We start from the raw sequence: 12,954 nt of genomic DNA on the forward strand, positions 1-12,954 counted from the left end.
CCCCGGGACAAGCCCGGGGATGGAAAGCGTTTAGCTTCGCCCGAACACCCGGCGGAAGATGGTGTCGACGTGCTTGAGGTGATAGCCGAGGTCGAACTTCTCGGCGATCTCCTCGGCGCTCAGGTATTTGCGTACGTCCGGGTCGGCGGTCAGCAATGCCTGGAATTCGCCTTCGCCGCGCCAGACCGGCATGGCGTTGCGCTGCACCAGCCGATAGGCGTCCTCGCGCGAGGCGCCCTTCTGCGTCAGCGCCAGCAGCACGCGCTGCGAGTGCACGAGGCCGCCGAGCCGGTCGAGGTTCTTCTGCATATTGGCGGGATAGACCACCAGCTTCTCGATGACACCGGCAAGCCGGTTCAGTGCGAAGTCGAGCGTTACCGTGGCATCCGGTCCGATCATCCGCTCGACGGAGGAGTGCGAGATGTCACGCTCGTGCCAGAGCGCGACATTCTCCAGCGCCGGCGTGACCATGCCGCGCACCAGTCGGGCGAGGCCGGTGATGTTCTCGGTGAGCACCGGGTTGCGCTTGTGCGGCATGGCGGAGGAGCCCTTCTGGCCCTCCGAGAAAAATTCCTCCGCCTCCAAAACCTCGGTGCGCTGGAGATGGCGGATCTCGGTGGCCACGCGCTCCATCGATGAGGCGATGACGCCCAGCGTGGCGAAGAACATGGCGTGGCGGTCGCGCGGAATCACCTGGGTCGAGACCGGCTCGACGGTGAGCCCCATTTTCTCCGCAACATGCTTCTCAACGAAGGGTTCGATCTGCGCAAAGGTGCCGACCGCGCCGGAGATCGCGCAGGTGGCGATGTCGGCACGCGCCGCGACTAGGCGGGCGCGGTTGCGCTGAAACTCGGCATAGGCCTGCGCCAGCTTGAGGCCGAATGTGGTCGGCTCGGCATGGATGCCGTGCGAGCGGCCGATGGTCGGCGTCATCTTGTGCTCGAAGGCCCGCTTCTCAAGCGCCGTCAGCAGCCGATCGATATCCTTGAGGAGGATGTCGGCGGCGCGGGCAAGCTGCACAGAGAGGCAGGTGTCGAGCACGTCGGAGGAGGTCATGCCCTGATGGACGAAGCGCGCTTCCGGCCCGACGATCTCGGCGAGATGGGTCAGGAAGGCGATGACGTCGTGCTTCACCTCGGCCTCGATGGCGTCGATGCGGCCGACGTCGAACTCGGCATCCCTGGCCATCGCCCAGATCTTCGCCGCCGCCTCCTTCGGCACCACGCCGAGCTCGGCCAGCGCATCGGTGGCGTGCGCCTCGATCTCGAACCAGATGCGGAAGCGGGTCTGCGGCTCCCAGATGGCGGCCATCTCAGGACGTGTATAGCGCGGGATCACGGGCGGCTCCCTTTCGGACGGCGGCTTGGCAAGGAAAGCCGCGCTCTAGCAGATGAACGCGGCACCGACAAATGTCGACGCGTCAGACCAATTCCCCGCGCGCGCGCGCCGCTGCGGTGCGGATCGCCTCGATGTTCGACGCGTAGGCGGAGGCGCCGCCCTTGAAGACGGCGGAGCCGGCGACCAGCACATTGCCGCCGGCCTCGACGCAGGCCGCCGCGGTGTCACGGGCGACGCCGCCATCGATGATGATGTCGATCGGGCGGTCGCCGATCATCGAGCGGATGCGGCGCACCTTGTCCATCATCGGCGCGAGAAAAGCCTGGCCGCCGAAGCCGGGATTGACCGTCATCACCAGCACGATGTCGACGATCTCCAGCACGTATTCGATCGCCTCGGCCGGCGTTGCCGGATTGATGGCGACACCCGCCTTCTTGCCGAGCGCGCGGATCGCCTGCAGCGAGCGGTGCAGATGCGGGCCGGCCTCGGCATGGACGCTGATATGGTCGGCGCCGGCATGGGCGAAGGCTTCGAGATAGGGATCAGCCGGGGCAATCATCAGATGCACGTCGAGCGGCTTGTCGGTGAGCGGGCGGATCGCGCGCACCACTTCGGGGCCGAAGGAGATGTTCGGCACGAAATGCCCGTCCATGACATCGACATGGATCCAGTCGGCGCCCGCGGCATCGACGGCCTTCACCTCGTCGCCGAAGCGGGCAAAGTCGCTGGCGAGGATCGAGGGAGCGATCAGGAGCGGGCGAGGGGGCGATGAGGTCATTGCGGCGTCTCCGGAGATCCCGTCGCCTAGCATGTCCGCCGCCCGGGCGTCCATCGACGCTCTGTGCCGTTACGGTATGGATTTTCGGCGCCGTCAATCAAGGATAGTTTGAATTTGCCACAATCAAACGACCGTGCGATTCCGTACGGCGACATCAAACCCAAGGAGCACCCATGAGCAAGGCGAGCGTATCCGCGGTCGTTGCGCTTCTCTCGGCCGCCTGCCTCCTCGCGCCCACCCAGGAAGCGAAGGCCTGGCGCGCCGGCGCCTGCGGGCCGAACGGCTGCGTCGGCGCGGCCGGCCCCGGCGTGTATCGCGGACCATATCGCGCGCCGGCCGCCCGCTATTACGGCCCGCCGCGCGGCGTCGTCGTGGTCAATCCGCGCCGCTACTGGGTTCCGGGCGGTGCCGTTGCCGCCGGCGCGGCCATCGGCTTCGTTGCCGGAGCTACCGCGGTCGCCGTTGCCGGCTCCCCGCCGAAGCCGAATTATTGCTGGTACTACACCAACCCGGCGCGCACGACCGGCTTCTGGGAGCCATGCCCGCGGTGAGCTTTAGCCAGGCGTCATCCCGGCCGCAGCCCCCAGGGCCGAGAGCCGGGATCGCAAGAAGGTAGAGAGCGTTTTCGCGATCCCGGATACGGCCTGACGGCCGTTCCGGGATGACGTGTCTTTATCGAGCAGACTTCACTTCGACCAGGCGTCCACCTTGTCCTTGTTGGCGGCGACCCAGGCCTTCGCGGTCTCGGCCGGGTTGGCGCCGGGCTTCTCGTTGTCGACCATCACCTTCTGCTCGTCGGCGAGCGAGAGGGCGAAATTGTCGAGGATCTTGTACGCCTCGGGCGCCTCTGCCTTCAGTTTCTTCGAGACCACGGTGTTCACCGTCTCCTCGCCGCCGAACACGCCCTTGGGATCGTTGAGGTACTTCAGGTCCCAGGTCGCGAACATCCAGTGCGGGGTCCAGGTGGTGATGACGATGGGCTGCTTCTTGGAATAGGCATCCTTCAGCGCCGCCACCATGGTGGCGTCCGAGCCTTCGACCAGCTTCACCGGCAGGCCGTATTCCTTGACGGCCTTCTCCGACGCCTTCATCAGGCCGGCGCCAGGATCGATGCCGATGACCTTGCCGTCGAACATCGCGGCCTTGCCCTTGATGTCCTCGATCGAGGTGATGTCGACATAGGTCGGCACCGCCCAGCCGATCTTGGCGCCGGTGACGTTCGGACCGAGATTCTCGACCTTGTCCTTCAGCTTGTCATTGTAGGCGGCGTGGGTGGCGGGCAGCCAGGCGGCGACCATGGCGTCGGCCTCGCCGGTCGCCACCGCCTGCCACATGGCGGCGCCGGAGAGCGGCACGATCTTCACCTTGTAGCCTTTGTCCTCCAGCGCGGTCTTGACGATGTTGGTCGCCACCACGGCGTCCGACCATTCGACATAGGCGATGGTGATGTCCTTCTTCTCGGCCTGCGCGGCGCCGGCGGCGAGGCCGAGGGTGAGCGCGGCCGCCGTGGCGGTGCGCAGGAAGCGGGTGAGCGTCGACATTCCGGGTTCTCCTGTCTGGAAGCTTTGTCTCAAAGTTTCTTGGGGCGTTGTTGGTCACGCGTTGTTCTTGTCGAGCCGCATGCGCCTGGCGACATGCTGGGTGATGCGGTCGAGGATGATGGCGAGCACGACGATGGCGATGCCGGCCTGGAAGCCGGCGCCGGCCTCGAGCCGCTGGATCGCCTTCCACACTTCGCCGCCGAGGCCGCCGGCGCCGATCATGGCGGCGATGACCACCATGGAGAGCGCGAGCATGATGGTCTGGTTGATGCCGGCCATGATGGTGGGGATGGCGAGGGGAAGCTGCACCTTGAACAGCTTCTGCCAGCGGCTGGAGCCGAAGGCATCCGCCGCCTCCACCAGTTCTGGCGGCGTCTGCATGATGCCGAGCGCGGTGAGGCGTATGGTCGGCGGCATGGCGAAGACGATCGTGGCGAAACAGGCCGAGACCGCCCCCAGCCCGAAGAACGGGATCGCCGGGATCAGATAGACGAAGCTCGGCATGGTCTGCATCATGTCGAGCAGCGGCCCGACGACCCGCCAGAAACGCTTGCTGAGCGCCGCGGAAATGCCGATCGGCACCCCGATCAGCAGCGCGAATATGGTGGAGACCAGCACCAGCACCAGCGACTGCACGGTCGCGTTCCACAGCCCCAGATTCCACAGGAAGGCGAAGCCGACCGCCGAGAAGAAGGCGATGCGCCAGGTGGTGAGCCGCCACACGCCGAGGCCGATCAGGACGATGACCAGCCAAGGCGGCAGGTCGACCAGGAAGTCGGTGGTGGATTCGATGCCGGTGCCGATCACGGCGCTGATGGCACGGGTGACGCCGGAGAAATGCTCGGTCGCCCAGTCGAGGGCGAGATCGCACCATTCGGCAAGCGGGATCTGCGGGATTTCGAACGCCATCTTGCCCGCTCCTACTGAACCGCGCCATTGGCCCGGCTGCGCCGTGCCAGGGTCGCCACCAGATCGGCATTGGTGATCACGCCGCGCAGATGGCCGTCCTCGCCGACCACCGCGATCTCGCCGCGACCGCCGGCCAGCGCCGCCACCGCCGAGGTGAGGGTGGCGCGTTCGGCGACAAAGGCGTTCTGATCGACCAGCAGCAGCCGCAATGCAGTCTCGCCGGCGCCGCGCAGCGTCGCGGTGTCGACGGTGCCCTGGAAGCGGCCCTGCTCGCACACCACGGTGGCGACCGGCTCGCCGGATTGTTCGAGCCGCGCCAGCGCCTCGGCGGCGGGGGTGTCCCACGGCGCGATATAGGCCGGCGGCCGCATGGCATCGCCTGCGGTCACGACGCCCAGCACATCGATATGCTCGACGAAGCGGCGCACATAGTCGTCGGCCGGCGAGGCGAGGAAGTCCGCCGCGGTGCCCTGCTGCACCACGCGGCCATCCTTCATCAGCACGATGCGCCCGCCGAGAGCGATGGCTTCGTCGAGATCGTGGGATACGAAGACGATGGTCTTCTTCACGCGCTTCTGCAGCGCCACCAGTTCCTGCTGCATGTCGCGGCGGATCAGCGGATCGAGCGCGCTGAAGGCCTCGTCCATCAGCAACACATCGGGGTCGAGCGCCAGCGCGCGGGCGAGGCCGGCGCGCTGCTGCATGCCGCCGGAGAGCTGGGAGGGGAAATGCCGGTCCCAGCCCTTTAGCCCGACCTGTTCGATCGCGGCGAGGGCGCGCCGTGTGCGCTCGTCCTGCGCGACGCCCTGGATCTCGAGGCCATACTCGACATTCTTCAGGATGGTGCGGTGGGGGAACAGCGCGAACTGCTGGAACACCATGCCGAACCGGGTGCGCCGGAAGGCGAGCAGCTCCTTCTCGCTCAGCGCGGTGACGTCGACCTCGTCGACGAACACCTTGCCGGCAGTCGGCTCGATCAGCCGGTTGATGCAGCGCAGGCAGGTCGACTTGCCCGAACCGGACAGCCCCATGACGACGAGGATCTCGCCCTCATTGATGTCGAAGGTGACATCCTGGAGGCCGACGACGCAGCCGGTCTCCTTCACGATCTCGGCACGTCCCTGGCCTTGCTCCAGCAATGCCAGAGCACGGCTTGGCTCATCGCCGAATATCTTGGTCAGTCCGCGAACGCGGATGCGCGGCTGGCTGTCGCTCATGTTTCCCCTCATTGAGAGGAAGTGTCCGCTCCGTCAGGTGGTTGCGCATTGTACATATGCGACGGCCGGCACCAGCGAGGCGACACCTCGGGCGCTAGTCAGGCTTCCGACAACTCCGGCCAGCGGTCGCGCCACGCCGGCAAGGCAGCAGGGTAGGGAAGCGCGCTCGCCTCGAAGACCGCGCGGGCACAGGCACGGGCGAGCGTCGCCACTACCGCCGAGCCGATCAAGGCGAGGTCGAACACCGGATCCTTGAGCGGCTGCTTGCCCGTCGCGGCGGCGAAGATGGTGTCGCCGTCGAGCGGGGTGTGCACCGGCCAGATGGCGCGGGCATAGCCGTCATGGGCCATCACGGCGAGGCGCTTGCATTGCGCCTTGGTCAGGATGGCGTCGGTGGCGACCATGGCGATTGTCGTATTGGCCCCGGGTGGCAGGCCCTTCAGCAAGGGCCGGTCGGGCACAAGCGGGAAGGGGTGCGGGTAGCCGAGGCTGCCGAACTCGGCGTCGCGCTCGAACGGCGCCGACCAGAAATGCGGGCCGTCACCGATATTGGTCGCGCCGCAGGCATTCACCGCGACGATGGCGCCGACGATGTGGCCGGAGGCAGCGACCATGGAGGCCGAGCCGAGCCCGCCCTTGAGGTTCACCGTGGTCGCGCCGGTGCCGGCGCCGACCGTGCCGAGCGGAAAATCGAGGCCGGCCGCGTTCGCCGCTCCATGGCCCAGATCGCGATAAGGCGGGAAGCGGCCCCACTTCTTGTCGCCGCCATTATTGAGATCGAACAGCACGGCGCCCGGTACAATCGGCACCAAAGCATTGCCGACCGGGAAGCCGATGCCGCGTTCGGCGAGCGAGGCCATCACTCCCGCGGCGGCGTCCAGCCCGAAGGCCGAGCCGCCCGAGAGGGTGATGGCATGGATGGCGCCGACGGTTTCGTCGGGCGCCAGCAGGTCGGTCTCGCGCGTGCCCGGCCCGCCGCCGCGCACATCGACCGAGGCGACGGTCGGCTCGTCGAACACGATCACGGTCACGCCGGACCCCAGTGCGAGATTGCCGGCATTGCCGACCTTGATGCCCGGAACATCGGTGATCAGGTTGCGCATGGATACCTCCCGTGCCTCAGGCGTATCACAACGCCGCTAGACGCCAAGCGGACGCATTGCATCGCGCAACGCGGCCGTGCATTGGGAGTGCCTCCGATCTTGAGTGGATGCGTATCTCCATGGCAGACGTCACGTTACCGGCCGCCTTCGTCGCGGGCCTTGCGAGCTTCGCCTCGCCGTGTGTGCTGCCTTTGGTGCCGCCCTATCTGTGCTATCTCGCCGGCACCAGCCTCGACCAGATCACCCACAAGGCGCCGACCGACGCCGCCGCGCGCCGCACGCTCGGCGCCGCGCTGCTGTTCGTCGCCGGCTTCTCCACGGTGTTCGTGGCGCTGGGGGCGGGGGCGTCGGTTGTCGGCGGCTATCTCAGGCTCTATTCGCAGGAACTCGCCATCATCGCCGGCATCTCCATCCTGCTGATGGGGCTGCATTTCCTGGGGGTCCTACGCTTCGACTGGCTGACCCGCACCAAGCGGGTGCATGTCGATGCGCCGGTCGGGCTGGCGGGCGCCTACATCATGGGCCTTGCCTTCGCCTTCGGCTGGACGCCGTGCATCGGCCCGGTGCTGGCGGCGATCCTGGCTGTGGCGGCCTCCGAACAGACGCTGGCGCACGGCGCCGGTTTGCTCGCAATCTATTCCGCCGGGCTCGGCGTGCCGTTCCTGCTGGTCGCCGCCATGGCGCGGCCGGCGCTGGGATTGCTGGGCCGTGCACGGCGCTGGCTGCCGGCGGTGGAGAAGGGCATGGGCGCGCTCCTCGTGCTCACCGGCATCGGCTTCCTGTCCGGCTGGATCGCGACCGCAAGCTTCTGGCTGCTGGAGACGTTTCCGCTGCTGGCGAAGCTGGGCTGATCAGGAACCGCAGCCACATCCGAGCCACGTCATCCTGAGTACTCGGGCGTAGCCCGAGCCTCGAAGGACGCTCGCCGATGGCCTTCTGCTTCAGCATCGTTCGAGGCTCGCAGTCGCTCGTACCTCAGGATGACGTGGCTATCTTGATGAGCCACTCAGGCCGAGTTCGTTCAGTCTCAAATGCGCCAACGAAAAAGCCCGCCGGAGTTTCCTCCGACGGGCTCTGTCTCGTCACGCGCTATGAAGCGCGGCTGCTCACATCTCGGAGTAGCCGCCGTCCTTCCAGACGTAGAGGACGTAGTCGAGCTTGGTCAGGTCGCCCTTCTTGTCGAAGGCGAGCGGGCCGAGCACGGTGTTGAAGACCTTACCCGAGTGGGCGTACTCGGCGATCTTCTTCGGGTCGAGCGACTTGATCGCTTCCGCAGCCTGCTGGATCACCTGGCCGGCGGCGTAGCTGTAGAGCACGTAGCCTTCCGGATCGATGCCCTTGGCCTTGAAGGCGGCAACCACCTTGGCGGCAGCCGGGTTCTTGCGCGGATCCGGACCGAAGGTCATCAGCGTGCCCGCGGCGCCGGGGCCGGCGATGGTCCAGAATTCCTTGTCGGTGATGCCGTCACCCGAGAACAGCACGGTCTTCATGCCCTGGTCGCGCATCTGGCGCACCAGCAGGCCGGCTTCGGTGTGCAGGCCACCATAGTACAGGATGTCGACGTTCGCGGCCTTCAGCTTGGAGACCAGCGCGGAGTAGTCCTTCTCGCCGGGGTTGATACCCTCGTAGATGACTTCCTTCACGCCGCCCTTGTTCATGGCCTTCTGCGTCTCGTCGGCGAGACCCTTGCCGTAGGGGGTCTTGTCGTGGACGATCCCGATCTTCTTGCCCTTCAGGTTCTTGACGATGTACTCGCCGGCGACGGTGCCCTGCTGGTCGTCCCGGCCGCAGGTGCGGAAGGTGTTCCACAGGCCGCGGTCAGTGAACTTCGGGTTGGTCGAGGCCGGGCTGATCTGCAGGATGCCGCCTTCGGCATACTGCTCGGAAGCCGGGATCGAGACGCCGGAGTTGAAGTGGCCGATCACCATCTTCACGCCGTCGGAGATGAACTTGTTGGCGACCGAGACGCCCTGCTCGGGCTTCGAGGCGTCGTCACCGACCGAGAGCTCGACCTTCTGGCCGAGGATGCCGCCGGCGGCATTCACATCGGCAGCCCACTGGTCGGCGCCGTTCTTCAGCTGCGCGCCGAAGGTCGCGTTCGGACCGGTGATCGGGCCGCCGACGCCGACCTTCACCTGAGCCGAGGCCGGAGCGGCGAGCGCCATGGCGGCGCCGAGCGCTAGACCGGCAAACAGAAGTTTCTTCATGGAATTTCCCCTGAGTGGTTTGGAGGCTGAACGTTTTGCGTCGCCGCCGCCCGGCGCGTGCATTCGCCTCGTGGCGCTATCATGCCGTTTTCCGAGCAAGAGTCGACGGCGAACCGAATCATGGTGAAAGCGGCCTTCACGCCGCGTCCGTGGAATCACGTCCACCGGCTAACCAGCCGAACGGACCGGCCTGCCGATAGAGCCAGCCGTAGCGGGTCGACATCTGTGCGGCGCGTTCCGCGCGGAAGCCGAGCGTGGCGATCGAGAGCAGGAAAATGGCCTCGAGGATGAAATGGCTGAGCGAGAGCAGTTCGCCCTCGAACAGCGCGAAGTGGAAGAAGCGCACCACGCAGGCCAGCAGCAGAGAATAGAGCACCGCCTGCCGATAGGGGCGCCACGTCGAGGCGATGGCGCGGCCGGAAAGCCAGGCGGCTCCGCCGCCGAGGAACAGCGTAATCAGCAGGAACTCGCCACGCGAGCCCTGGATCACCACGTCCGGCAGGAACATCGCCCCCAGCAGCACGAGGATGATCAGGATCGCCGGAACCGAGACTGCGAGGCTGGAGGGGGCGCCCTGCGCGATGATGGTGGTGTTGTCGGTTGCCATCTCAGTGCCTCCCGCCTTCGAGATAGGCGGCACGCACTTCCGGCCGATCCAGCAATTCGCGCCCTTCGCCGGACATGGTGACGGTGCCATTCACCAGCACATAGCCGCGATGGGCGAGCTTCAGCGCATGGAACGCGTTCTGCTCGACCAGGAACACCGTGAGCCCCTCGGACCTGTTGAGTTCGCGTATGGCGTCGAAGATCTGCCGCACGATCAGCGGGGCGAGGCCGAGCGAGGGCTCGTCCAGCATCAGGAGGCGCGGGCGGCTCATCAACGCGCGGCCGATGGCGAGCATCTGCTGCTCGCCGCCGGAGAGCGTGCCGCCGCGCTGGTTGATGCGCTCCTTGAGGCGCGGGAACATCGAGAACACCCGCAGCAGGTCCTCGTCGAAATGGGCGAAGCCATCGATGGAGGCGCCCATCTGCAGATTCTCGAACACCGTCATGCGCGGGAAGATGCGCCGGCCCTCGGGCGACTGCGCGATCCGGAGCTGCGCGATCTCGTGGGTCGGCAGCTTCGTGATGTCGCGGCCCTCGAACAGGATGGCGCCTTCGCGGGCGCGCGGCTGGCCGAAGATGGTCATCATCAGCGTCGACTTGCCGGCGCCGTTGGAGCCGATCAGCGTGACGATCTCGCCGCGATGGACGTCCACGTCGACGCCCTTCAGCGCCATGATGTTTCCGTAGAAGGTCTTCACGCCACGAACCGCGAGCATCGGCTCGGCGGCGGGAGCCGGCGCCGTGGTAACCGGCGCGTCGGGGGCGGGGGCGATGGCGAGGTCGCTCATGATGAGGCTCCCGTCGGAGTGTCGGCCTCAATCTCGGCCTCGATCCCGGCGTCGATGACGGCATCGACGTCGGCGACATCCTCGACCGCATCCTCGTCGACGCCGAGATAGGCGGCGATGACGCGCGGGTCGTTGCGCACCGCTTCCGGCGTGCCGTCGGAGATCTTGGTGCCGTAGTCGAGGACCACGACGTGGTCGGAAATCTCCATGACGACGCTCATGTCGTGCTCGATCAACAGGATCGAAGTGCCGTGCTCGGCGCGGATAGCGCGCAGCAGCGTGTTGAGTTCGAGGCTTTCGCGCGGATTGAGACCGGCGGCGGGCTCGTCGAGGCAGAGCAGGATCGGCTCCGAGCACATGGCGCGGGCGATCTCCAGGCGCCGCTGCGCGCCATAGGGCAGGTCGCCGGCCGGATCGTCGGCACGGTCCATCAGCCCGATCTTGTGCAGCCAGTATTCCGCCTTGGCGGTGGCGCTGCGCTGGGCGGCGTTCCAGCTCGGCAGGCCGAACAGGCCCTTGATCGAGTAGCCGGAGGCCGTCATCAGCGCATTGTGCTGGGCGACCATGAGGTTCTCCAGCACGGTCATGCCGCTGAAGAGCCGGATGTTCTGGAAGGTGCGGGCGACCCGCGCTTCGCCGGAGACGCGGTAGTCCGGCATGCGCTCCAGCAGATAGACGGCGGACTCCGGGCCGACCAGAGCGCGCTCGCCGATGAGCGTCACCTTGGCGAGTTCGTCGGCGGTCGGGGCGCGGCCATGGCCGAGCACGAGGCGACCCTCGCTCGGCTTGTAGAAGCCGGTGATGCAGTTGAACACCGTGGTCTTGCCGGCGCCGTTCGGGCCGATCAGCGCGGTGATGTCGCCGCGCCCCACATTGAAGCTGAGGTCATTGACCGCGATCAGTCCGCCGAAGCGCATATAGAGATGCTCGACGGAAAGGATCGGATCGGCTTCCCAGCGGTGGGCAGCGTTGCCGTTGGAGGTTTCCATCAGGGAGGCGCTCATCAGCCGTGGCCCTCCTTCACGAGATCACCCGAGACCGCCTTCTTCTCCTTCAGGAAGATGGTCGGCTCGCGGCTGGAGACCAGGCCGCGGGGCTTCCAGACCATGATGGCGACCATGGCGAAGCCGAAGATCAGCATGCGGTAGAGGCTCGGATCGAAGCTCTCGCCGAAGATCTGCTTGAGGAAGCCGAGGTTCCGCAGCATCTCCATGCCGCCCAGCATCACCGCGGCGGCGACGGCGACGCCGATCTGCGAGCCCATGCCGCCCAGCACGACGATGGCGAGGATCATCGCCGAGATGTCGAAGGTGAAGCTCTCCGGGCTGACGAAGCCGGCGCGCACCGCGAAGAAGCAGCCGGCAAAGCCGCCGAACATGGCGCCGGTGGCAAACGCCGTGAGCTTGGTGTTGGTGGTGTTGATGCCGAGCGAGCGACAGGCGATCTCGTCCTCGCGCAGCGCTTCCCACGCCCGCCCGACCGGGAGCTTGCGCAGCCGCACCGTGGCGAAGGCAGTGATCAGGGCAAGCACCAGGATGACGAAATACAGGAAGACGATGCGGTGCATCGGGTCGAACTGCAGCCCGAACAGCGCGGCGAAACCATTCTCTTCCGAATTGAACGGTATGCCGAAGAAGGTGGCGCGCGGGATCGAGGCGATGCCCGCGCCGCCGCCGGTGAAATCGGTCCAGTTGATCAGCACCAGGCGGATGATCTCGCCGAACGCCAGGGTGACGATGGCGAGGTAGTCACCGCGCAGGCGCAGCACCGGGAAGCCAAGGATCATGCCCCAGAGCCCGGAGAACAGGCCGGCCATGGGCAGGCAGAACCAGAACGCCCAATTGGCCCAGAAGGTCGCACCGAAGATGGCGGTGAAGAAGTCGTTGATCGGCGCCGAGGTGGCGAGCAGCGCATAAGTGTAGGCGCCGACCGCATAGAACGCGACGTAGCCAAGGTCGAGCAGGCCGGCGAGGCCGACCACGATGTTGAGGCCCCAGCCGAGCATCACATAAGTGAGAATCAGGATGCCGAGGTCGATCAGATAGCGGGCCGGGCTCAGGCCGCCGGACACGAAGGTGGCGATGGCCGGGAAGGTGATGGCGAATAGGAGGAGCGCCGGCTTCAGCGCCGGAGCGATGGCGAGCGCGGTGCGGGCCGCCACGCTGGGGCCCACCTTCGCTGGCTTGACCCGATTCGGCGACCAGATGGTGAGGTTCAGCAGCAGCCGGCCTGCGAAGACGATACCGACCATCACCGCAAGCTCGACCGGCCGATAGGCAAGGCCAAGCGCGCTGCCGCTGTCGGTGTCGTGCACCACGGTCAAGAAGCCGATCAGCGGGCCGAGCAGGCCGAGCGTGATCAGGCCGGTGATCAAGGCATCCTTCAAGGCATGGCTGAGCAGGGAGGGAGAGGCGGCGGAAGCCTGCGCGGTAGCAGGCGCGACGTCGACGGTCTGGATCGCCATGGT

At 66.7% G+C, this 12,954-nt stretch carries 13 protein-coding genes; 2 read left to right on the forward strand and 11 right to left on the reverse strand.

Features of this window, described 5'->3' with window-relative positions:
• Positions 1-30 precede the first annotated feature (30 nt).
• Together purB and rpe are read right to left on the reverse strand one after the other, a co-directional pair.
• On the reverse strand, positions 31-1,338 hold the full coding sequence (gene purB, locus G3545_RS01165) for an adenylosuccinate lyase (RefSeq protein ID WP_170009101.1): 1,308 nt from the start codon (positions 1,336-1,338) through the stop codon (positions 31-33).
• Between the two features lie 82 nt (positions 1,339-1,420).
• Entirely contained in the window at positions 1,421-2,116 is a 696-nt protein-coding gene (rpe, locus tag G3545_RS01170; RefSeq protein ID WP_170009102.1) for a ribulose-phosphate 3-epimerase, read from the reverse strand.
• 173 nt (positions 2,117-2,289) lie between these two features.
• Here rpe and G3545_RS01175 point away from each other — a divergent pair, with 173 nt between their 5' ends.
• Entirely contained in the window at positions 2,290-2,667 is a 378-nt protein-coding gene (locus G3545_RS01175) for a hypothetical protein (protein WP_170009103.1), read from the forward strand.
• Positions 2,668-2,802: 135 nt separating this feature from the next.
• On the opposite strand, the gene G3545_RS01180 is transcribed toward G3545_RS01175, so the two are convergent.
• From G3545_RS01180 to G3545_RS01195, 4 genes are all read right to left on the reverse strand, one after another.
• Positions 2,803-3,657 carry a glycine betaine ABC transporter substrate-binding protein gene (locus G3545_RS01180; RefSeq protein WP_170009104.1) on the reverse strand — a complete coding sequence of 285 codons (855 nt, stop codon included), beginning with the start codon at positions 3,655-3,657 and terminating at the stop codon, positions 2,803-2,805.
• Between the two features lie 54 nt (positions 3,658-3,711).
• A complete protein-coding gene (locus G3545_RS01185) occupies positions 3,712-4,566 on the reverse strand; it encodes a proline/glycine betaine ABC transporter permease (protein WP_170009105.1) in 855 nt (284 codons plus the stop codon).
• Between the two features lie 11 nt (positions 4,567-4,577).
• Positions 4,578-5,783, reverse strand: coding sequence for a glycine betaine/L-proline ABC transporter ATP-binding protein (locus G3545_RS01190; RefSeq protein WP_170009106.1), 1,206 nt, complete (start codon positions 5,781-5,783; stop codon positions 4,578-4,580).
• Positions 5,784-5,881: 98 nt separating this feature from the next.
• A complete protein-coding gene (locus G3545_RS01195) occupies positions 5,882-6,886 on the reverse strand; it encodes a P1 family peptidase (RefSeq protein ID WP_170009107.1) in 1,005 nt (334 codons plus the stop codon).
• A gap of 119 nt (positions 6,887-7,005) precedes the next feature.
• On the opposite strand from G3545_RS01195, the gene G3545_RS01200 reads away from it, so the two are divergent.
• Entirely contained in the window at positions 7,006-7,737 is a 732-nt protein-coding gene (locus G3545_RS01200) for a cytochrome c biogenesis protein CcdA (protein ID WP_170009108.1), read from the forward strand.
• A gap of 255 nt (positions 7,738-7,992) precedes the next feature.
• Here G3545_RS01200 and G3545_RS01205 read toward each other — a convergent pair whose 3' ends face one another.
• The 5 genes from G3545_RS01205 to livM form a co-directional block, all read right to left on the reverse strand.
• Positions 7,993-9,093: a branched-chain amino acid ABC transporter substrate-binding protein gene (locus G3545_RS01205; protein ID WP_170009109.1), complete on the reverse strand. Its 1,101-nt coding sequence runs from the start codon at positions 9,091-9,093 to the stop codon at positions 7,993-7,995.
• A gap of 136 nt (positions 9,094-9,229) precedes the next feature.
• Complete coding sequence (locus tag G3545_RS01210; RefSeq protein WP_170017845.1) at positions 9,230-9,601, reverse strand: DUF6867 family protein; 372 nt, start codon at positions 9,599-9,601, stop codon at positions 9,230-9,232.
• A 100-nt stretch (positions 9,602-9,701) separates the two neighbouring features.
• Complete coding sequence (locus G3545_RS01215; RefSeq protein WP_170017846.1) at positions 9,702-10,415, reverse strand: ABC transporter ATP-binding protein; 714 nt, start codon at positions 10,413-10,415, stop codon at positions 9,702-9,704.
• A gap of 68 nt (positions 10,416-10,483) precedes the next feature.
• Entirely contained in the window at positions 10,484-11,491 is a 1,008-nt protein-coding gene (locus G3545_RS01220; protein WP_246702641.1) for an ABC transporter ATP-binding protein, read from the reverse strand.
• The gene (gene livM / locus G3545_RS01225; protein ID WP_170009110.1) at positions 11,491-12,951 is read right to left on the reverse strand and encodes a high-affinity branched-chain amino acid ABC transporter permease LivM; all 1,461 of its coding nucleotides are present in this window, start codon (positions 12,949-12,951) and stop codon (positions 11,491-11,493) included. Before livM ends, G3545_RS01220 begins: the two co-directional genes overlap by 1 nt.
• Positions 12,952-12,954: the final 3 nt, after the last annotated feature.

The organism is Starkeya sp. ORNL1 (assembly GCF_012971745.1).
GTDB lineage: Bacteria > Pseudomonadota > Alphaproteobacteria > Rhizobiales > Xanthobacteraceae > Ancylobacter.

Bases quoted from the DNA above. Each gene is read 5' to 3' on its own strand.
- rpe (WP_170009102.1), bottom strand. From the start codon at position 2,116: ATGACCTCATCGCCCCCTCGCCCGCTCCTGATCGCTCCCTCGATCCTC.
- G3545_RS01175 (WP_170009103.1), top strand. From the start codon at position 2,290: ATGAGCAAGGCGAGCGTATCCGCGGTCGTTGCGCTTCTCTCGGCCGCC.
- G3545_RS01180 (WP_170009104.1), bottom strand. From the start codon at position 3,657: ATGTCGACGCTCACCCGCTTCCTGCGCACCGCCACGGCGGCCGCGCTC.
- G3545_RS01185 (WP_170009105.1), bottom strand. From the start codon at position 4,566: ATGGCGTTCGAAATCCCGCAGATCCCGCTTGCCGAATGGTGCGATCTC.
- G3545_RS01190 (WP_170009106.1), bottom strand. From the start codon at position 5,783: ATGAGCGACAGCCAGCCGCGCATCCGCGTTCGCGGACTGACCAAGATA.
- G3545_RS01195 (WP_170009107.1), bottom strand. From the start codon at position 6,886: ATGCGCAACCTGATCACCGATGTTCCGGGCATCAAGGTCGGCAATGCC.
- G3545_RS01200 (WP_170009108.1), top strand. From the start codon at position 7,006: ATGGCAGACGTCACGTTACCGGCCGCCTTCGTCGCGGGCCTTGCGAGC.
- G3545_RS01205 (WP_170009109.1), bottom strand. From the start codon at position 9,093: ATGAAGAAACTTCTGTTTGCCGGTCTAGCGCTCGGCGCCGCCATGGCG.
- G3545_RS01210 (WP_170017845.1), bottom strand. From the start codon at position 9,601: ATGTTCCTGCCGGACGTGGTGATCCAGGGCTCGCGTGGCGAGTTCCTG.
- G3545_RS01215 (WP_170017846.1), bottom strand. From the start codon at position 10,415: ATGCTCGCGGTTCGTGGCGTGAAGACCTTCTACGGAAACATCATGGCG.
- G3545_RS01220 (WP_246702641.1), bottom strand. From the start codon at position 11,491: ATGAGCGCCTCCCTGATGGAAACCTCCAACGGCAACGCTGCCCACCGC.
- livM (WP_170009110.1), bottom strand. From the start codon at position 12,951: ATGGCGATCCAGACCGTCGACGTCGCGCCTGCTACCGCGCAGGCTTCC.